We start from the raw sequence: 19,649 nt of genomic DNA, 5'->3' as shown, positions 1-19,649 counted from the left end.
CTACTTACCACAACATTTCCAGCCTGAAACAAATCGATCTTCAAGGAGACAGAGCAGGATGCAGTTTCATCTGAACCAGGATGCTGAACGTTTTAATGTCCCCTGACGATTGAAGTGAAAGCGGGAAGTATCGGGCTCAATGAGAGGCTTAAAGGTGTGACGGACGGCTGGGTGCGCCAGGGTTATAGCGAACAGTAAGGCTATAGCTACAATCACCGGAATGTACAAGCTGGTCTCCATATAATTGTAAACCCCTGACCAGATCGCTAGGCGAACGAGAAATCCATGTAAAAGGAACATATACAGAGTACGTCGTCCCAAATCGGTCAATTTCGATGTTAATGCAGGAACCCAGGCGAGAAATAATGCTCCAGAGCCGATCTCAAGTGCATAGATTCCGAGTCGGTACATTCCTGCAAACCACTCATGGTGGCCAAGCTCTGCGTAAGTCATGCTGCCCAGTAACCAGCCTGGTGTAATGTTAAGTCCTCCGAGTAAGATCCAACCAAGAAGAGCAGCAGACAACGTAGCTGCAATTCTGCGGCCCCATCCGGATTGCAAACGGGAGCGGATGGATGCTCCATAGTCATACCCAATAACAAAGAAAGGAAGAAATACAAACGTTCGGCTGAAGCTCAGCCAAAAACCGTCAATGGGTAAATATCCGGCACATACCCCCAGTATCACGGCACCGAGTAGTCGGTATATTGGTTTCCAGGAAAGTGTGAGACGAAGCAGCAGCCGCCAACAGAAATGACTTGCCAGAAACCAGAGCAATAAATAAGGTGCAAAGAAAGACAAACGCATATGCGGTGTGTGGAATACGGTGAAATCCATTATTGCATACAAGGACTGAAACAAAAGGTACTGTAATGCAATCTGCTTAAGCACAATACGGCCAGATGTACCTTTGAGTGAATGTCTGGCAAAGTAGCCAGTTACCCATACGAACAGCGGCATGTGAAACGTATATATCCACAGAAACAGAGCCTCTGCTCCTGCAAAACGTGTAATGATTGGTTCAAGAGCATTGCCTGCTAATACACAGACAATGAGCATAAAGCGCAGGTTGTAAAAAAAAGCATCCTGATCTTCGTGAATAATGGTCGGTTTGTTCATGTTGTAGCCCCCTCTGATAACCCTTGACGAATACTATCGTGTTCTGTATTAAGGGTAATATGGATGTGTATTCTTCATTGTGATGTAATTCACATAGGAAAGCGCTATCCTTTCCAGAAGCTGTGACAACAAAATGAACGCTCCGGGATTGACAACGGTTGCATAGAGGCTGACAATGGGGAAAGAAGATGAGTAATTGTAAATATAAGGAGGGGAGAATTTATGTCGACGAATACCCGCCGAAGCCCTGAAATTGTTACGTTTGGCGAGAGCATGGGTTTGCTGACAGCAAAGGATACAAGAGGTCTCGAATATGCGGCGACATTAGACAAATCATTTGGGGGCGCAGAGAGTAATCTGGCGATAGGTGTATCCCGGCTTGGGCATACCAGCGGATGGTTTGGTCGCCTGGGCAATGATCCGATCGGTAACATGATCATCAAGGCTATTCGTGGTGAAGGTGTAGATGTATCCAGAGCAAGGTTGAGCGACAAAGAGCCCACCGGTTTGATGATTCGTGAGAACGCTTCCGGGAAATCCTCGGTGCACTATTATAGGAAGCTATCCGCAGCAAGTGCGATTACTCCTGAAGATCTGGATATGGATTATATTGCGGGTGCGCAAATCCTTCACGTTACAGGTATCACTGCAGCGATAAGCGCGTCGGGACTTGCTACTGTTGAAGCTGCTATACATATAGCCAAGCAGGCTGGTGTAAAAGTAAGTTTTGATCCGAATCTGCGCCTTAAACTGTGGTCGGCTGAAGAAGCGCGTCCTGTCCTGCTTCGTCTCGCTGAGCAGGCGGATTATTTCCTGCCGGGTCTGGACGAGATGAAACTTCTGTATAACGAAGAAGACGATCAAAAAGTACTTGAGCGTTTGTCCGCCTTGAATGCAGTCAGTATCGTGAAGGGCGGCCCTGATTTGACCTACGTATTGGTGAATGGTACCCTAACGGAAGTTCCGTACTTCAAGGCAGATCATGTCCTGGATACAGTCGGGGCAGGAGATGGATTCTGTGCGGGCTTTTTGTCCGGCCTTATTAAAGGATATTCTCCGCAGGAGGCGACCCGTCTTGGGAATTTGACCGGTTCCATGGTTATACAGGCTGTTGGCGATTGGGAGGCGCTCCCGACATGGGAGCAGGTCGAGGCGAAGCTGAACAATGTAGCTCATGTTGAGCGCTAGTTGCAGCTGATATCATATATGTCTCATCTTCGTTCATGAATGTAAGGCTTGTAATAGACAACCACATTGACAAGGGAGAGAATGAAATGAAGAAGCTTCAGCTGCTGCAAAAAATAACGGACAGTGGGGTTGTTGCGGTTCTGCGTGCAGATTCTGCTGACCAGGTGATCGCCATGGCCGAGCAAGCCATCGCGGGAGGCATCAAGATTATTGAAATTACGATGACGGTACCTGGTGCCCTCAAAGCCATTGAGAAATTAAGCCGTGTATACCATTGGAACACACAAGATCCCGAGAAATTTGCCATAATCGGAGCTGGGACCGTACTTGAACCTCAGACAGCGCGTGCCGCGATCATGTCAGGCGCAGAGTTTGTTGTGGGTCCTTCCCTGAACCCGGACACTGTGAAAATTTGCAACCTGTACCGTATTCCGATTCTCCCAGGGGTGATGACCATTGCCGATGTACAGTGTGCATTGGAACTGGGCGTGGATATTGTGAAGTTGTTCCCAGGTAATCTCTACGATCCTTCCATTATCAAAACGATGAAGGGGCCTATGCCGCAAGCAAATTTCATGCCGACCGGTGGGGTATCCTTGTCCAATCTGGGCGACTGGATCAAGGGAGGCGCCGTAGCTGTTGGTATCGGCTCGGATCTTACTGCGGAAGCAGTGAAGACGGGGGACTTGAGTCATGTTCGCCGCAAAGCGGAACAATACATGGATGCTTACCGCAAGGCCAAGGCTGAATAGCGGTGAAATGGGAGCCTCAGGAATGAAGGCTCCTATTCTGCAAGCCGCGGCACCTGCGGGAGTGCAGAAAGGTGATGAAGGTTGAGAAATCGATATAATACAGGGCGTAAGAAGAGGGGCATCGGCAAGTTCCTGCTTGTTCTTTTGGCGCTCATTATCATTGGGTGTGGGTTTGTGGCCTGGAAGTTGTTTACGCCTTATGGACCACAGGAGATGGCGCAGACAGCCATGGAAACTGCAAATCAGGTGACTGTAACTGAAAAAGACAACTGGATTGATTTTGTGCCGGAGAAATCGGTTGGGATGAGTGTTATTTTTTATCCAGGTGGGTTGGTTAAACCGGAAAGTTATGCCCCTCTTGCCCATGAACTTGCGGCAGCAGGACATCATACCATTATTGCAAAAATGCCGGTTAATCTGGCGGTACTCAAGCAGAATCTTGCGGATGATATTATTAAAGCCTATCCGGAGGAACAATTTGTCATGGGAGGGCATTCTCTTGGTGGATCAATGGCGGCGCGTTACGCGGCTTCCCATCCGGATGCACTTCAGGGTATCTTTTTTCTCGCATCCTATCCAGATGAAAAAGGCAGTGTGAAGTCACTGGGGATACCAGCTTTATCTATACTGGGTACTAATGATGAAGTTGTAAATGCCACAAAGTATCAGAATGGTCGAGCATATTTGCCAGAAGATACGGTGTATTACACCATTGAAGGTGGTAACCATTCGCAGTTTGGTGACTATGGTCACCAGAGCGGTGACGGCGAAGCTAAGGTAAGTGAACAGGAACAACTGTCCCAAACGGTTAAAACGACTGTGGGCTGGCTGAATACAATCAAGTAAGCTGCCGGTTCAATGGTGAATGGTACCAATCCACAGCAGACGGGAACTGGAGGTGATACGGATGTCCATGCTTCAAATCCATGGTAAGCGAGTTACCTGCCGAGGCATTCTATTCGATAAGGATGGAACGCTGCTGGATTTCTTACAGCTATGGGGGCCGTGGGCGGAGTCTTTGCTGAATCAGCTGGAATCACAACTGTTAGAGCTTGGAGCCTCGTTCACGGTGGAGCGTGAGCAAGTGCTGGGTACGGTCCGTAATCGTGAAGGTCATCTGACTGGATATGATCTTCAAGGGCCACTAGCTATTGCCACGGTAGACGAGAGCAACGGTTTGCTTGCTGGACAGTTGTATGCAGCAGGCATGCCTTGGAATGAAGCCATCACGACGATCCGCCGTTTTTCCAGTGTAGCTATGGGTGAGGTTAGGCAGAGAAAAACGGCCAAATCACTGCCCGGATTAAATGCATTTTTGCAGAGGTGCCAGGAAGCATCGATTCCCATGGCAGTCGTCACTTCGGACAGCACAGCTGCTGCGGAAGAACATATGGAGTGGATGGGAATCCGGTCTTATTTTACATCAATCGTAGGCGGCGACCGGGTGGTTCGGGGCAAACCGGATGGAGAGGCAGCGGTTCTGGCTTGCAGAGAACTACATATTCTTCCTGAGGAAGCTGTAGTTATTGGTGACAGCAATGGGGATATGCAGATGGGGCGGAACGCAGGGGCCTCATATATGATTGGTTTCTGTCCACAAGTCGAGCGCAGTGACTATTTGCATGATGCCGATGTCATTATTCAGGACTATCATGAGCTAAAGATCATCTCTGAACGTTCTTCATAGGGGTGATCTCGTAAAGGAGGAGAGAGGATGAACGCAACAGAACAACTGGCTGCCTGGATTAAGGAAAGTTCAAACATTGTTTTTTTCGGAGGGGCCGGAACTTCAACGGAAAGCGGGATTCCCGACTTCCGCTCTGCCGCTGGCTTGTACCAGACGGAGCAGCATTCACCCTATCCACCGGAAGAGCTGCTCAGCAGACATTTTTTTGATCAGCATGCTGATATTTTTTATGATTTTTATCGAGGCAAAATGCTTCATCCCGATGCGATGCCCAACGGCTGCCATCGACTTCTCGCCAGATTGGAGCAGGAAGGAAAACTTCAGGCGGTTATCACGCAAAATATCGACGGATTGCACCAGAAGGCGGGCAGCAGCAATGTTCTGGAGCTTCATGGTTCGATCCATCGAAACGCTTGTATGGATTGCAAGAGATTTTATGGGTTGGATGATATTATTACGGCAAAAGATACAGTTCCTCGTTGCACGGCATGTGATGGCGTGATCAAGCCGGATGTTGTTCTGTATGAAGAGGAACTGGACCAGACGATAATATATCGTTCGGTTGACGCATTGTCTTCGGCGGATTTGCTGCTGGTAGGTGGAACTTCACTAACGGTGTATCCAGCCGCTCAATTGATTACGTATTTCCAAGGGAAACATACGGTCTTGCTTAACGCTACACCTACGGCTTACGACAGGCAGGCTGATTTGCTAATTACAGACCCTATTGGCGAGGTAATGAATAAGGTGGACCAGCTTCTTGGTTAAACGTAAGTCAACATTGTCCGAATAACCGCATTCTCCGGCATACGGACCGGGTATTAGAGGGCGGAACCTGGGGAAAGAAGGGATTCATGATGGTCTACGTAGCCAGCGATGCACGCTACGAAACAATGAAATACAACCGCGTTGGACGTTCAGGTTTGAAACTGCCAGCGATTTCACTTGGGTTATGGCATAATTTTGGTGGCATTAATAATGCGGAGAACGGCCGAAATATGATTACCCGTTCGTTTGATCTGGGCATTACGCATTTTGATCTTGCCAACAATTATGGTCCGCCGGCAGGTTCGGCAGAGCAGTTATTCGGTCAGGTATTGGCACAGGATCTGAAGCCATATCGAGATGAACTCGTCATCTCGACCAAAGCCGGGTACTATATGTGGCCAGGGCCTTACGGCGAATGGGGTTCTCGTAAAAATCTTGTTTCCAGTCTCAATCAGAGCTTGAAGCGCATGGGTCTCGATTACGTAGACATCTTTTATTCTCATCGTTATGATCCCGAAACACCTCTGGAAGAAACGATGATGGCGCTCGATCACATTGTTCGTTCAGGCAAAGCATTATATGTCGGCATCTCCAATTATCCTGCAGAACAGACAAAACAGGCGGCCGAGATTCTCAAAGGCCTGGGTACACCTCTGTTGATTCATCAGCCTAGATATTCAATGCTCGATCGCTGGATTGAAGATGGGCTTCAGGATGTACTTGATGAATATGGAACAGGCAGCATCGCGTTTTGTCCATTGGCACAAGGCGTGCTCACCAACAAGTATCTGAACGGTATTCCAGAGGATTCACGTGCTAAGGGCCCGTCTGTATTTCTGAATGAGAACAACATCTCGCCAGAGACATTGCGCAAAGTACGTGCGCTGAACCAGATTGCAGCATCGCGCGGTCAGAGTTTGGCCCAATTTGCGCTTGCTTGGGTACTGCGTGATGGCAAGGTAACTTCTGCACTGATTGGTGCAAGTCGACCTTCGCAGATTGAAGAGAACGTGGCTGCTCTTAGCCAGTTGGAATTCTCCACAGAGGAATTGGAGCGCATTGAATCGATTCTACGTCCGGAACCGGATCATAAATAAAGTTCAAAAGGTGCATCTTAGCCATAATGGCTGGATGCACCTTTTTTGTCTCTTATTATTTATGCTGACCTACGGGGATAGAAGATCCTGCTTTAGATTACAGGTTTATCGCTGGTTCGGTGGTGCTTGGCGTGTCCCTTGAGGCAAGGGCCTATTAAGAATATTTTCCCGGTACAGGCTAGGGGCCTCCCCATGGAATCGCTTGAACTGTTTGGAGAAATACAGCGCATCTGGCAAACCCACAGAGGCTGATACCTGTTCGATGGACAGATCCGGACGTTCCCGCAGCAGCTGGCGCGATTTGTCGATCCTCAGTTTAAGCAAGTAGGTTACTGGGGATAGTCCGGTTTCCTGTTTGAAAATGCGGGACAGATACGCACGGTTATAGCCAAGACTGGCAGACATTTGCTCAATCGAGACAGGATAGGCATATTGGGTAGACATGTATTGAATCATCTGTTTTACCGTTCGTCGTACGGAAGATTCACCTGGTATTAAGGTCTGACCCTGAGAAAGGTGATTTTGTGCCTCGGCTAGAATCATATATAACGTACCCAGCGATGTAAAATGAGAGCTTTCTTTCCGCTCGGCAAAAGCCGTCTGCATCACGGATAACCAGTCTGAAATACCACAGGAGGGTCCGGCATGAAAGACGGATTTCTCCGGACGGAAGCCTGCCTCCTCTGTATGTTTTGCAGCCTGGCTGCCGGTAAAGGCCATCCATCGATATTGCCAGGGATTCCGGGCATGGGATTGGTAGCTTACAAGCTGCCCCGGTTGAATGAGGAAACAATCCCCTGCGGATAGTTCGTAGGTATGCAGTTCAGTGCGGAACGTACCGGCTCCTTTTTCTACATAATGCAATAGATAATAATCGTATAGCTTCGGTCCAAGGGCGTGACCGGGAAGAGTTTGGCTTGCACCTGCAAAGAGGACATGCAGTGCCCCTTTTTCATAATAAACAGGATTGGAGGCGACCGAGTAGCTGAGTGCTCCACTTTTGCCGGAGGTTTCCGGAATTTGTTTTGTCGGATCCCCCGTTGCTTCTGTTGGACCTTCCTTACGTTGTTCAGTCATGATGATATTCCTTTCCTTCCTGGATGTTCCATTCATTATACGTCGAAAGGTCACATTTATCCATATGGAAAACACATGGTTGCATTTCAAGAGGAACCGCCTTCTTGTATAATAACATTAAGAAAACCAACAACATTGAGATGGGGTGCAGCAGCAATGAACATAAATGAATTGAAACAAAAGTTTATTGACAAGTACGGAGAGAGTGGAGCGGACATCCGTGTATTCCATGCCCCAGGGCGGGTGAATCTGATCGGTGAGCACATTGACTATAATGGTGGATACGTGCTTCCGGCAGCGCTTGAATTCGGCACCACTTTGATTATCCGTGAGCGTGAGGACAACAAGTTGCAGTTGGCTTCCACAAATATGTCCTATGAAGGAACGCTGGATACGTCCTCCATCGGCAAAGAGAAAACAGGGGAATGGACGGATTACCCGGTAGGCGTCATGGTTGAACTGCAAGGCAAAGGCGTAAAAGTAACCAAAGGTTATGACTTTCTCTATCATGGAGAAATTCCGAACGGCGCAGGACTTTCCTCTTCCGCATCGCTGGAGGTACTCACTGGGTATGCCATCCAATCGCTTGAAGGTGTTAAGGATATTGATACGGTTCAACTGGCGCTGCTGTCCCAAAAGGCAGAGAACGAATTCGTCGGCGTCAACTGTGGCATCATGGATCAGTTCGCTGTAGCCAATGGCGCAGAGGATCATGCGATCCTACTGATGTGTGACACCCTTGAATATGAAAAAGTACCTTTCCGTACCGGCGCCTACAAGCTGGTCATTGGTAACACGAACAAACGCCGCGGCTTGGTGGACTCGGCTTATAACGAACGCCGCTCCCAATGTGAGCAGGCACTTGCTATTTTGAAAGAACAACTGCCTGCGCTGAACTATCTGGCGCAGCTTACACCAGAACAGTTCGGCACACTGCAGGATCACATCAAGGATGAGAAGGTAAGACAGCGCGCACAGCACGTCGTGGAAGAGAATGCACGTGTACTTGCATCCGTGGAAGCACTGCGTGATAACGATCTGGAAACCTTCGGCAAGCTGATGAATGCTTCTCATGAATCGCTTCGTTATCTGTATGAAGTGAGCTGCGAGGAACTGGACGTGATGGTTGAAGAGGCTCAACGGATTCCAGGCACTCTGGGTGCACGCATGACCGGAGCTGGATTCGGCGGATGTACAGTTTCCCTTGTGCATGAGGACGATGTAGAGCGTTTTGTAAGCGAAGTTGGAGCGGCATATGAAGCACGTACCAGTCTCAAGGGCGATTTCTATGTATGTGGAGTAGGCGACGGTGTTAAAGAATTGAAGGAGGCGAAGTAAGATGGCGATTTTGGTGACAGGTGGAGCAGGATATATTGGTTCTCATACGGTAGCAGCTTTGTTGGAGCGTGGAGAAGAGGTCGTTGTACTGGATAACTTGCAGACAGGGCATCGTGAAGCTCTGCTGGGCGGGAAATTGTATGAAGGTGATCTGCGTGACAAGGCATTTCTGGCGAAGCTGTTCGCAGAGAACTCTATCGATGCAGTCATTCACTTTGCAGCCAATTCACTGGTTGGCGAGAGCATGAAAGATCCTGTGAAATATTATGACAACAACGTATTTGGCACACTGTGCCTGCTGGAAGCGATGAATGCAGCGAATGTACGTCGCATCGTCTTTTCTTCCACGGCTGCTACTTATGGCGAACCGGAAAAAGTGCCGATTGAAGAGAGCGACCGCACGGAGCCGACGAACGTTTACGGTGAAACCAAGCTGATGATGGAGCGCATGATGTCCTGGTTCGATAAAGTACAGGATATCAAATACGTCTCCCTGCGTTACTTCAATGCTGCTGGAGCCCATGATAGCGGCAAAATTGGTGAAGATCACCAGCCGGAGAGCCATCTTATTCCACTCGTACTGCAAACCGCGTTAAAACAACGTCCACACATCGCCGTGTTTGGTGACGACTACGCGACAGAAGACGGAACTTGTGTACGTGATTACATCCATGTAAGTGATTTGGCGGATGCCCATCTACGGGCCGTAGACTACCTCCGTAAAGGGGAGAACAGCAACGTGTTCAACCTGGGCAACGGTCAAGGCTTCTCTGTTAAACAGGTTATTGAGACGGCTAAGAAAGTAACCGGACTGGATATTCCGGTTGTTCAGGAACCACGTCGTGCGGGTGATCCGGCTGTACTGGTAGCATCGTCTGCCAAAGCAAGATCCGTACTGGGCTGGAATCCAAAATGGACGAATCTCGAAGATGTTATTCAAAGTGCATGGAGCTGGCACCAGTCCCACCCTGACGGCTACGGAAAAAACTAGGAGGCGAACATCGATATGTCACAGACTCATATTGCAGCAGGCGCCACAGAGCGGACACCGGAGCAGCAGGAAGCACTGCATGCCATTGAACGTCTGGTAGCATTTGCCTTGCAGAACAAATTGATTGAAGAAGCGGATCGGGATTACAGTCGTAATCTGCTGCTGGAGCAGTTCGGGTTTTCTGAGCCATATGCCGGAGTATTGAACGAGACGGTGTTGGATGGACCCCAACCATTGCTGGATACGCTGATTGACTATGGTTTTGAAATCGGACTTATCCCTGAAAATACGGATACGTACCGTGATTTGCTTGATGCAAAAATTATGGGTCAATTAATGGCCCGTCCATCCGAGGTGGTACGCGCATTCCGCTATACGGAGCAGACCGAAGGTATCGAAGCGGCTACCTCCCAATTTTATGAGCTTTCAATTCACTCCAACTACATTCGGATGGACCGCATCTCCAAGAATGTGTATTGGACACAGGATACAGCTTATGGCGACATGGAGATTACGATCAACCTGTCCAAGCCGGAGAAAAGCCCAAAGGAAATCGCGATGGCCAAGCTGCTCCCGCCTCCGGTATATCCGAAATGCCAACTTTGTCGTGAAAATGTGGGCTATGCCGGTCGGGTCAACCACCCGGCCCGTCAAAACCTCCGTGTCATTCCATTGGAATTAAACGGCGAACCTTGGTTCTTCCAATACTCGCCATATGTGTACTATAACGAGCACTGCATTATTTTCCACCACGATCATGTGCCGATGAAATTGACCAAAGATACACTGCGCAGGCTGCTGGCCTTCGTGGGAGAGTATCCGCATTACTTTATCGGTTCCAATGCCGATCTGCCAATCGTTGGCGGCTCTATCCTGACCCATGACCATTTCCAGGGTGGGCGTCATACCTTTGCCATTCAAAATGCGAAGCCAGAGGCGGTATTCCGTCACGCAGGTTCACCGGGACTAACGCTCAGTCTCGTGAAATGGCCAATGTCCGTACTGCGGCTGGCATCACAGGATCCGGCTGAATTGCTCGAAGCGGGTAATGCCGTCTATGAAGCGTGGAAGGGGTATAGCGATTCTGCGGTGGAGATTGAGGCATTCAGTGAGGTCGACGGAGAACAGATTCCGCACAATACAGTGACTCCAATCGTTCGTCGCAGTGCGGACGGAGGATATGAGATGGACCTCGTTCTGCGGAACAATCGTACGAATGATGAACATCCCGAAGGGATTTTCCACCCGCACCGCGAGATGCATCATCTGAAGAAGGAGAACATTGGACTCATCGAAGTGATGGGCCTTGCCATCCTGCCAGGTCGTTTGAAAGAAGAACTGGACAGCATCGCGGATATTCTCGCTGGGGATATCAAGCTTGCCGAGGCAGCCAAAGCTCCCGAACATGTGTTGAACAAACACCTGAGCTGGGCAAATGAACTGATTGAACGTTTCGGTCCCAACCTGAACAAGGAGCAAGCCGTTGCGCTTGTACAACAGGAAGTCGGTTTGAAATTCGCCGAGATTCTGGAACATGCGGGTGTATACAAATATGATGAAGCAGGACGCCGAGCCTTCCGTCGTTTTGTGACCAGCATGGGATACACCGAATAAACATGTATAACGAGGAATGGGATGTCCCATAAGTCATAAATATGACAGGGGACATCCTTTGTTCGTGTTATTTTGTTTTAATGAACATGAGACACGCTATTCGCTCCCATTTGCCCAGATCTGAGAGCTAACGAATCACAGAGATGTTATTTTGTCGATTCGTTCGATTTTTTAGGTTTTAACAACGTTTTATGACGAATTAGCGATACTGAGGTTCGTTAAATCTTGCAAGCGTTGATGATCCGCCTTTTAAGGGTCGGTAGGTTCGTTAGCGCTTGAGCGAGGCGGAATTCCTTTTGAGACAGCCCCTTTTTGGTGCTTCTTTTCTATGCACACATGTATAATGTTAGAAGAAAAGTCATGGACATTCCTTAGCATTTAAAGAGAAAAGGGGATACGAAAATGGAAAAAAAGGCTTTGAATGTACCATTGGTTACCGATGCAGAGGAATTGCAGACTATGGTAGGAAAACCAAGCGAACAAGTACTCAACAAGGTGATTTCCTTTGTGGATACACATGTACAGCACTTTCTGTCCATGTCCCCATTATTCTTTCTGTCCACTTCAGACAGTTTAAGTAAAAGGGATGTATCCCCTCGCGGCGATGAGGCAGGCTTTGTGAAAGTTCTGGATCAATATCGGCTTGTCTATCCTGAACGTCCGGGTAATCGTCGTATCGATTCGTTGCTGAACATCCTGTCCAACCCTGGAGTTGGCATGATTTTTCTAATTCCGGGTATGAATGAAGTGCTGCGCATCAACGGGAGGGCCTCCATTACGAAGGATGAGGAATTTATCGCGAGCATGGGGTGGAGCGGCAAAACCATCGGGGCTGCTGTCATTGTGGATGTGGAAGAATGTTTCATTCATTGTCCAAGAGCGTTTAAACAGGCAGGAATATGGTCTTCTGAGACATGGGTGGATAAGGAAAATCTGCCTTCGACCAGTGAAATGTTCCGTGCACATTTGCAAATCAATGGATTGATATAAAGTGAGTGGCTATCGATTTGTTTTTGTACAATCGGGGTACTATAATGGGAGTTGCACTAAAATATGAATCTCCATTGGAGGCGACATAGAACATGAAATCTTTTCAATTTTATAATCCAACCCGATTGATTTTCGGTAAAGGTCAGCTGGAAGCACTGAAAACCGAAGTGCCGAAATACGGCAAACGGGTTCTGCTTGTATATGGTGGCGGCAGTATCAAACGCAGCGGTTTGTACGATCAGGTGATCGGACTGCTCAAGGAAGTCGGAGCTGAAGTAACGGAACTGGCTGGTGTAGAGCCGAACCCGCGTCTTTCGACGGTGCACAAAGGTGTAGACCTTTGCAAAACGAAAAACATCGACTTGATCCTCGCTGTAGGCGGCGGCAGTGTACTGGACTGTGCCAAAGCAATCGCGGTAGGCGCCAAGTATGATGGCGACATGTGGGACTTTGCACAGCGTAAAGCCGTTGCACAGGATGCTCTTCCGCTCGGTACCGTTCTGACAATGGCTGCTACCGGTTCGGAAATGAACTCCGGCTCAGTTATTACGAATCAGGAAACACAGGAGAAATTGGGCTGGGGCAGCGCGTATTCATTCCCTGCGTTCTCAATCCTTGATCCGGTAAATACATATACCGTTCCTCTGGACCAAACGGTTTATGGCATGGTTGATATGATGTCCCACGTACTGGAGCATTACTTCCATCTGGATGCCAACACACCGGTCCAACTCGGATTCTGTGAGACGATTCTGCGCACAGTTATGGATGCAGCGCCTCGTCTGGTTGAAGACCTGGAGAACTATGAACTGCGTGAAACGATTCTGTATTGCGGAACGATGGCATTGAACGGCGTACTGAACATGGGTCTCGCTGGTGACTGGGCTACTCACAATATTGAACACGCGGTATCCGCAGTGTATGATATTCCGCATGGCGGAGGGCTCGCAATTCTGTTCCCGCACTGGATGAAACACAATGTGGACGTCAATGTGGATCGTTTCAAACGTCTGGCGATCAATGTGTTCGAAGTTAACCCTGAAGGTAAATCGGACAGACAGATTGCTGAAGAAGGCATCGATGCATTGAGCAAATTCTGGACATCCATTGGTGCCCCTAACCGTCTGGCTGATTATGATATCGATGACAGCCAAATCGAAGTTATGGCTGATAAAGCCATGCTCTTCGGCCCATTTGGTAACTTCAAAAAATTGCAGCGTGAAGATGTTGTATCCATTTACAAGGCTTCTCTGTAAAAACGAAACACATAGTCACTGCAATGTATTCCAGAACCGTAAATCTCCTTTGAGGAGATTTGCGGTTTTTTGTTGTGAATAAGAGCGAATCGGAGCATGTTCCAGCAACGCGGACATATGAAGATGAGAATAACCATTATCGGGTCTCCAATACAAATGAGGAAAGATTTTGAAACATAACGGCACCTTGCTACGTATTTATTTACATGAGGAATGCCCAGTTGGATGGAATTGCGGCAGAAGAGAGGAGGAACGGGGAATGGAGTCAATCTATTGGGGGTGTCTAATCGGAGGAGCCATATTTGCAGTTGTCAGCCTTGTGCTAGGTGACTTGATTGATGGCTTGCTGGACGGGGCCTTTGAAATGCCAGGCCTTGATTTTTTCAAACCTGTTGTGCTGGCTGGTTCCATAACAACCTTTGGCGGAGCCGGTATTATGCTGACACGTTATAGCTCGTTAAGTGCAATTTCGGCATTGATACTATCCCTGCTTATAGGTATTGCTGCAGCCATGCTGGTATTCTTCGCATATATCAAGCCGATGCGTAACAGTGACGTCTCCATAGCGTTTTCCATGAAAGAGCTATCCGGGAAAATTGGAGAAATTACCATTCCGGTACCGGAAAAAGGTTTTGGTGAGGTTATGATCAAGATTTCTTCCGGTAATACGGTGCACACGGCATCCAGCTTTGAACATCGTCCCATTGCGGCGGGAGCGCGTGTTGTAGTAGTGGATGTAACCGAAGGTGTGCTGCGTGTATCGGAATGGGATGAAGATGTACTTAAAGATATTTAAGGCAGTTTCGCTGTTAGCAGTGTAAGCACTCATGTATGAATAAGGGGAGAGATGTGGAATGAATTTTGATTTGGATATGGATGTATTGTTGATTCCTGCAATCGTTGTCGGTGTTATTCTGATTCTTGGTTTGGCGTTCTGGGCGAGGTACAAAACGGTTGGGCCGGATGAAGCCATGATCGTTACGGGTTCATTCCTGGGAAGCAAAAATATATCCGACGATGACTCCGGACGCAAAATTAAAATAGTTCGTGGAGGCGGCGCATTTATCTTGCCAGTGTTCCAGCAGTCAGAGTTTATCTCGCTGTTGTCCCATAAGCTGGACGTTTCCACGCCGGAAGTCTACACGGAACAAGGTGTACCGGTCATTGCCGATGGTGTCGCCATTATCAAGGTCGGAAGCTCTGTAGAAGACGTGGCTACTGCAGCCGAGCAATTTATCGGTAAGCCGGTAGAATCGTTAAGAGGCGAAGCACAGGAAGTTCTGGAAGGGCACTTGCGGGCCATCCTCGGAACGATGACGGTGGAAGAAGTATACCGTAACCGCGATCGCTTCGCGCAAGAGGTTCAAGGTGTTGCTGCCAGGGATCTGAAAAAAATGGGACTGCAAATTGTCTCTTTTACCATCAAAGATGTTCGTGACAAACAAGGCTATCTGGATGCCCTCGGTAAACCGAGAATAGCAGCCGTCAAGCGGGATGCTGAAATTGCGGAAGCGGAAGCGATGCGGGATGCACGTATTCAGAAGGCTAATGCCGAAGAGCAAGGGCAAAAAGCCGAGTTGCTGCGTGATACAAATATCGCTGAAGCTGCAAAAGAGAAGGAATTGAAAGTAGCGACATTTAAGCGGGATCAGGATACTGCTAAAGCGGAAGCGGATCAGGCGTACCATATCCACGAAGCGCGTGCGAGACAAACCGTGGTGGAAGAAGAGATGAAGGTTGAGCTCGTTCGTAAAGAACGTGAGATCGATCTGCAAGAGAAAGAAATTATCGTACGTGAGAAGCAATATGATGCTGAAGTGAAGAAAAAGGCAGAAGCAGATCGTTATGCGGTGGAGCAGGCTGCCGAAGCGGATAAAGCCAAAAGAATGCGTGAAGCCGATGCGGTACAGTACTCCATTGAAACGCATGCAAAAGCTACTGCTGAGCAGAAGCGTCTCGAAGGTCAGGCGATGGCAGATGCCGAACGCGCCAAAGGTACAGCAGATGCAGAGGTTATTCGCCTCCGGGGTCTGGCGGAAGCAGAAGCGAAGGAAAAACTGGCCGAGGCGTTCCAAAAGTTCGGCGAAGCTGCCGTGCTCGACATTATCGTCAAAATGCTGCCTGAACTTGCTGGCAAAATTGCGGAGCCGATCTCGGCGATTGATAAGCTGACCGTTGTGGACACAGGGAAGGGTGAAGGCGCAGCACGTGTAAGCAACTACGTAACCGAGCTCATGGCTACGGCTCCCGAGATGCTCAAAAGTGTCTCCGGCATTGATGTGGAGCAGTTAATTAAAGGTCTCACCAAACCTAAAACAACAGCACCGGTTGCTATTCAACAGAGTGAACCTGTAACGACTCCCTCTATAATTGATAAGATTGTGGAAAAGGCTGGGGTTGATGAGTAAGACAAAGAATCATTAAGCACTCATGCTCTATTGACCTTAAGGCGAATTTTTGTTACTTTTTAAGCGAGACGTCCGGCGCGGTTTGCCCGCTTCCGGATGTCTTTTCTTTCTTACTAGGGTGTGACTGAATCACACCTAAGATGGTGTGAAAAAGAGGTGCAAACATTGAGTAGCCTGCAAGTAGCCAAAGCGCTAAATAATAATGTAATTATTGCACAGCATCCTGAACATGGAGAAGTTGTCGTGATTGGTAAAGGCATTGGCTTTAACCGGAGAACGAATGATATTATTCCACTGATGGCTGTGGAGAAGATGTTCATTTTGAGAAACCAGCAGGAGCAGGAGCAGTATAAACAGCTTCTTCCGCAAGTGGATGAAGCATTGATCGAAATTATTAACGAAGTCATTACGTATATTGCAGAACATACGGACGTGCCTTTAAACGAACATATTCATATCGCATTGACTGATCATATTTCTTTTGCGCTGAAACGGAAAGAACAAGGGATTGTCATACAAAATCCTTTTCTATATGAGACCCGTGAAATTTATCCTGACGAATATCGCATGGGTGATTATGCGGTACGTTTGATTAAAGAAAAATTGGGCGTAGATCTGGGAATGGATGAAATCGGTTTTATTGCGCTTCACATCTACAGTGCCATGACCAACCAAAATATTTCTCAAGTTCGAGAGCATTCTCAACTGATTACCGATTTGGTGAGCCTGGTGTCCACCCAACTGGACTATTCATTTGAGACCGAGTCGCTGGATTACTCCCGGTTACTGACTCATCTTCGATTCGCCTTGGAGCGTATACGTCGGGGAGACAAAGTGGAAGAACTTCATAAATTGGATTCCCTGTTGAAGTTGGAATATCCTGAAATGTACTCGCTTGCATGGAAGCTAACGAAGGTGATGGAAAAAAGGTTGAATCTCCCTGTTTATCCGGCAGAAGTGGGATATTTGACCATTCATTTGCAGCGACTGAATCAAAGGAAAGAAGAAGAGAACAAGTGAAATATTCCCACAAGTGGAAGTCTGGTTTGAGAAATTTTGTGTAAAGGCTTGCATCGTCTATGAAGTGGTGCTACAATGGTCTCCGTAATCAAGCAACTGAATAAACACAAACGACGTGTTACTGATTCGATCAGGCATGAGTTAATTAGAGTGTGATTGTTCTTACCTTTATCCGGGTATGCTATACCCAAAGGTTGGTACAGTTCACTTTATTAATTCATGCCTTTTTTGTTTTCCCCTTGCTTGCATCACGATATACAAACTTAGACGAAAGGGTGGATACAACGCAATGTTTAAAAAGCTTTTTGGTGTATTGCAAAGAGTAGGTAAAGCTCTCATGTTGCCCGTAGCGATTCTGCCAGCAGCAGGTTTGTTGCTTGGGATCGGCAACATGCTTGTCAATCCAGATTTTTTGCAATATGCAACGGTGCTTGACACCCCTTGGGTAAATTCAATAGCGACGATTATGATGAATGCGGGTCAGATCGTATTTGATAATCTGGCATTGCTGTTCGCTGTCGGTGTAGCCGTCGGGCTGGCTGGAGGCGAAGGTGTCGCAGGTCTTGCGGCCATCATTGGTTACTTGGTCATGAACGTGACTCTGGGTACGGCTGTTGGTGTTACACCAGCCATGATCGGTGAAGTACCAGGTTATGCGAGCATCTTGGGTATCCCCACATTGAGTACAGGCGTGTTCGGAGGTATTATCATTGGTATTGCCGCCGCGCTATGTTACAATCGATTTTTCAAAATCGAACTGCCGTCTTACCTCGGTTTCTTTGCAGGTAAACGATTTGTCCCAATTGTCACTTCAGTCGTTTCCCTCTTGATCGGGTTGCTTCTGGTGATCATCTGGCCGCCGATTCAAAATGGCCTGAATGCTGTATCTCACTTCATGGTAGATACAAGTCCGACATTATCGGCATTCATTTTCGGAGTGGTAGAACGGTCACTTATTCCGTTCGGTCTGCATCACATTTTCTATTCACCATTCTGGTTTGAGTTCGGTGAATATGTGAACAAAGCTGGAGATGTCATTCGTGGAGACCAGCAAATCTTCTTCAATCAACTGCGAGATGGTGTGAATCTCACAGCAGGAACGTTTCAAGTTGGTAAATTCCCGTTCATGATGTTCGGTTTGCCAGCTGCGGCGCTTGCGATGTACCATGAAGCAAGACCAGAGCACAAAAAGTATGTTGCAGGGATCATGGGATCAGCTGCGCTGACTTCGTTCCTCACCGGGATTACAGAGCCACTTGAGTTCTCATTCCTGTTTGTAGCGCCAATCCTGTTTGCAGTACACTGTATCTTTGCAGGTTTGTCTTTCATGACGATGCAAATTCTTGGAGTCAAAATCGGGATGACATTTTCCGGTGGATTCATTGACTTCCTGATCTTCGGGATTATCCCGAACCGCACGCCTTGGTGGGATGTTATCATCGTAGGTTTGATTCTTGCAGTGATCTACTATTTCGGATTCCGATTGATCATTCGCAAATTCAACCTCAAAACACCAGGTCGTGAAGAGGCGACACCTGAAACAGCTTCGGGTGGTGGAGGCTCAGGTTCAACGGATGATTTGCCTCACAATATTCTTGCTGCCTTCGGCGGACAAGAAAATATCAAACATCTGGATGCCTGCATTACTCGTTTGCGGATTGAAGTAAATGAGAAATCCAGTGTAAATAAAGATCGTTTGAAACAATTGGGTGCATCTGGCGTACTTGAAGTGGGTAATAATGTACAGGCCATCTTCGGTACACGTTCAGATACGATCAAATCTCAAATGCAGGATATCATTGCAGGACGGACACCGGCACCAGCAGCTGTGGCTAAGCCAGCTCCTGAACAGGAAAAGGCGCAAGGTGAAGAAGGCGAACGAATTATTGCGGAAGACATCGTTATGCCAGTGAATGGCGAATTGATGGACATCACAAACGTTCCTGATCCAGTCTTTGCCGAGAAAATGACAGGCGACGGCTTTGCTGTTCTGCCTCATGATGGCAAGATTACTTCTCCTGTATATGGTAAGGTGTTTAACGTATTTCCAAGCAAACATGCCGTGGGCATTATGTCTGACGGGGGCAAGGAAGTGCTTGTTCATATAGGTGTCAATACGGTGAAGCTGAAAGGTCAGGGCTTTAACGTGCTTGTGCAGGAAGGCGACCTCGTATCGGCAGGACAGCCGATTATGGAAGTAGATCTGGAGTATGTGAAAGCTAACGCACCTTCAATTATTTCTCCAGTGATTTTCACCAACCTTCCAGAAGGCTCCACAGTAACGCTTACGAAAAGTGGGGTACTGAAAATTGGCGATCAGCCGATTATTGAGATAAAATAAGAA

At 47.9% G+C, this 19,649-nt stretch carries 17 protein-coding genes; 15 read left to right on the top strand and 2 right to left on the bottom strand.

All coding sequences use genetic code 11. The annotated features are described in order from the left end of the window. Positions 1 to 66: 66 nt before the first annotated feature. A complete protein-coding gene (locus MHB49_RS27090; RefSeq protein ID WP_405153704.1) occupies positions 67 to 1,119 on the bottom strand; it encodes an acyltransferase family protein in 1,053 nt (350 codons plus the stop codon). 222 nt (positions 1,120 to 1,341) lie between these two features. Here MHB49_RS27090 and MHB49_RS27085 point away from each other — a divergent pair, with 222 nt between their 5' ends. The 6 genes from MHB49_RS27085 (at position 1,342) to mgrA (ending at position 6,611) form a co-directional block, all read left to right on the top strand. Next, on the top strand, positions 1,342 to 2,307 hold the full coding sequence (locus MHB49_RS27085) for a sugar kinase (protein WP_405153703.1): 966 nt from the start codon (positions 1,342 to 1,344) through the stop codon (positions 2,305 to 2,307). An 86-nt stretch (positions 2,308 to 2,393) separates the two neighbouring features. After that, a complete protein-coding gene (locus MHB49_RS27080; RefSeq protein ID WP_247899053.1) occupies positions 2,394 to 3,059 on the top strand; it encodes a bifunctional 2-keto-4-hydroxyglutarate aldolase/2-keto-3-deoxy-6-phosphogluconate aldolase in 666 nt (221 codons plus the stop codon). 81 nt (positions 3,060 to 3,140) lie between these two features. Next, positions 3,141 to 3,905 carry an alpha/beta fold hydrolase gene (locus tag MHB49_RS27075; RefSeq protein ID WP_405153702.1) on the top strand — a complete coding sequence of 255 codons (765 nt, stop codon included), beginning with the start codon at positions 3,141 to 3,143 and terminating at the stop codon, positions 3,903 to 3,905. 61 nt (positions 3,906 to 3,966) lie between these two features. Next, positions 3,967 to 4,746 carry an HAD family hydrolase gene (locus MHB49_RS27070; RefSeq protein ID WP_405153701.1) on the top strand — a complete coding sequence of 260 codons (780 nt, stop codon included), beginning with the start codon at positions 3,967 to 3,969 and terminating at the stop codon, positions 4,744 to 4,746. A gap of 27 nt (positions 4,747 to 4,773) precedes the next feature. Further along, positions 4,774 to 5,514, top strand: a complete 741-nt coding sequence (locus MHB49_RS27065) for an NAD-dependent protein deacylase (RefSeq protein ID WP_405153700.1) — start codon at positions 4,774 to 4,776, stop codon at positions 5,512 to 5,514. A gap of 89 nt (positions 5,515 to 5,603) precedes the next feature. Then, positions 5,604 to 6,611 carry an L-glyceraldehyde 3-phosphate reductase gene (mgrA, locus tag MHB49_RS27060; protein ID WP_247903278.1) on the top strand — a complete coding sequence of 336 codons (1,008 nt, stop codon included), beginning with the start codon at positions 5,604 to 5,606 and terminating at the stop codon, positions 6,609 to 6,611. A gap of 105 nt (positions 6,612 to 6,716) precedes the next feature. Here the strand turns inward: mgrA and MHB49_RS27055 are convergent, their stop codons facing one another. Beyond that, positions 6,717 to 7,688 carry an AraC family transcriptional regulator gene (locus tag MHB49_RS27055; protein ID WP_247899049.1) on the bottom strand — a complete coding sequence of 324 codons (972 nt, stop codon included), beginning with the start codon at positions 7,686 to 7,688 and terminating at the stop codon, positions 6,717 to 6,719. 156 nt (positions 7,689 to 7,844) lie between these two features. Between MHB49_RS27055 and MHB49_RS27050 the strand changes: the two genes are divergently transcribed. The 9 genes from MHB49_RS27050 to ptsG all read left to right on the top strand — a co-directional run bounded on the left by MHB49_RS27050 (position 7,845) and on the right by ptsG (position 19,646). Continuing rightward, positions 7,845 to 9,026, top strand: a complete 1,182-nt coding sequence (locus tag MHB49_RS27050; RefSeq protein WP_405153699.1) for a galactokinase — start codon at positions 7,845 to 7,847, stop codon at positions 9,024 to 9,026. Between the two features lies 1 nt (position 9,027). Continuing rightward, positions 9,028 to 10,017 carry a UDP-glucose 4-epimerase GalE gene (gene galE / locus MHB49_RS27045; RefSeq protein WP_247899047.1) on the top strand — a complete coding sequence of 330 codons (990 nt, stop codon included), beginning with the start codon at positions 9,028 to 9,030 and terminating at the stop codon, positions 10,015 to 10,017. Positions 10,018 to 10,032: 15 nt separating this feature from the next. Then, the gene (locus MHB49_RS27040; RefSeq protein ID WP_405153698.1) at positions 10,033 to 11,631 is read left to right on the top strand and encodes a UDP-glucose--hexose-1-phosphate uridylyltransferase; all 1,599 of its coding nucleotides are present in this window, start codon (positions 10,033 to 10,035) and stop codon (positions 11,629 to 11,631) included. A 402-nt stretch (positions 11,632 to 12,033) separates the two neighbouring features. Beyond that, positions 12,034 to 12,621 carry an MSMEG_1061 family FMN-dependent PPOX-type flavoprotein gene (locus MHB49_RS27035; protein ID WP_247899045.1) on the top strand — a complete coding sequence of 196 codons (588 nt, stop codon included), beginning with the start codon at positions 12,034 to 12,036 and terminating at the stop codon, positions 12,619 to 12,621. A 92-nt stretch (positions 12,622 to 12,713) separates the two neighbouring features. Then, positions 12,714 to 13,877, top strand: a complete 1,164-nt coding sequence (locus MHB49_RS27030) for an iron-containing alcohol dehydrogenase (RefSeq protein ID WP_405153697.1) — start codon at positions 12,714 to 12,716, stop codon at positions 13,875 to 13,877. 259 nt (positions 13,878 to 14,136) lie between these two features. Next, the gene (locus MHB49_RS27025) at positions 14,137 to 14,673 is read left to right on the top strand and encodes a protease (RefSeq protein ID WP_405153696.1); all 537 of its coding nucleotides are present in this window, start codon (positions 14,137 to 14,139) and stop codon (positions 14,671 to 14,673) included. Between the two features lie 58 nt (positions 14,674 to 14,731). After that, positions 14,732 to 16,285: a flotillin family protein gene (locus MHB49_RS27020; RefSeq protein WP_405153695.1), complete on the top strand. Its 1,554-nt coding sequence runs from the start codon at positions 14,732 to 14,734 to the stop codon at positions 16,283 to 16,285. Between the two features lie 165 nt (positions 16,286 to 16,450). Continuing rightward, positions 16,451 to 17,305 (top strand): glucose PTS transporter transcription antiterminator GlcT, encoded by an 855-nt coding sequence (gene glcT, locus MHB49_RS27015; RefSeq protein WP_405153694.1) that lies wholly within the window; start codon positions 16,451 to 16,453, stop codon positions 17,303 to 17,305. 289 nt (positions 17,306 to 17,594) lie between these two features. Next, entirely contained in the window at positions 17,595 to 19,646 is a 2,052-nt protein-coding gene (gene ptsG, locus MHB49_RS27010; RefSeq protein WP_405153693.1) for a glucose-specific PTS transporter subunit IIBC, read from the top strand. Positions 19,647 to 19,649: the final 3 nt, after the last annotated feature.

The organism is Paenibacillus sp. FSL K6-0108 (assembly GCF_045040695.1).
In the GTDB taxonomy this organism is placed as follows: Bacteria; Bacillota; Bacilli; order Paenibacillales; family Paenibacillaceae; genus Paenibacillus; species Paenibacillus pabuli_B.
The sequence above is the reverse complement of the archived record's forward strand: the minus strand, read 5'-3'. Positions and strand labels throughout refer to the sequence as shown.

What these genes read in the sequence shown, in the direction of transcription:
- ptsG (WP_405153693.1), top strand. Translation starts at nt 17,595, where the DNA reads ATGTTTAAAAAGCTTTTTGGTGTATTGCAAAGAGTAGGTAAAGCTCTC.
- MHB49_RS27080 (WP_247899053.1), top strand. Translation starts at nt 2,394, where the DNA reads ATGAAGAAGCTTCAGCTGCTGCAAAAAATAACGGACAGTGGGGTTGTT.
- MHB49_RS27025 (WP_405153696.1), top strand. Translation starts at nt 14,137, where the DNA reads ATGGAGTCAATCTATTGGGGGTGTCTAATCGGAGGAGCCATATTTGCA.
- mgrA (WP_247903278.1), top strand. Translation starts at nt 5,604, where the DNA reads ATGGTCTACGTAGCCAGCGATGCACGCTACGAAACAATGAAATACAAC.
- MHB49_RS27085 (WP_405153703.1), top strand. Translation starts at nt 1,342, where the DNA reads ATGTCGACGAATACCCGCCGAAGCCCTGAAATTGTTACGTTTGGCGAG.
- MHB49_RS27050 (WP_405153699.1), top strand. Translation starts at nt 7,845, where the DNA reads ATGAACATAAATGAATTGAAACAAAAGTTTATTGACAAGTACGGAGAG.
- MHB49_RS27030 (WP_405153697.1), top strand. Translation starts at nt 12,714, where the DNA reads ATGAAATCTTTTCAATTTTATAATCCAACCCGATTGATTTTCGGTAAA.
- MHB49_RS27070 (WP_405153701.1), top strand. Translation starts at nt 3,967, where the DNA reads ATGTCCATGCTTCAAATCCATGGTAAGCGAGTTACCTGCCGAGGCATT.
- galE (WP_247899047.1), top strand. Translation starts at nt 9,028, where the DNA reads ATGGCGATTTTGGTGACAGGTGGAGCAGGATATATTGGTTCTCATACG.
- MHB49_RS27035 (WP_247899045.1), top strand. Translation starts at nt 12,034, where the DNA reads ATGGAAAAAAAGGCTTTGAATGTACCATTGGTTACCGATGCAGAGGAA.
- MHB49_RS27065 (WP_405153700.1), top strand. Translation starts at nt 4,774, where the DNA reads ATGAACGCAACAGAACAACTGGCTGCCTGGATTAAGGAAAGTTCAAAC.
- MHB49_RS27040 (WP_405153698.1), top strand. Translation starts at nt 10,033, where the DNA reads ATGTCACAGACTCATATTGCAGCAGGCGCCACAGAGCGGACACCGGAG.
- MHB49_RS27090 (WP_405153704.1), bottom strand. Translation starts at nt 1,119, where the DNA reads ATGAACAAACCGACCATTATTCACGAAGATCAGGATGCTTTTTTTTAC.
- MHB49_RS27055 (WP_247899049.1), bottom strand. Translation starts at nt 7,688, where the DNA reads ATGACTGAACAACGTAAGGAAGGTCCAACAGAAGCAACGGGGGATCCG.
- MHB49_RS27020 (WP_405153695.1), top strand. Translation starts at nt 14,732, where the DNA reads ATGAATTTTGATTTGGATATGGATGTATTGTTGATTCCTGCAATCGTT.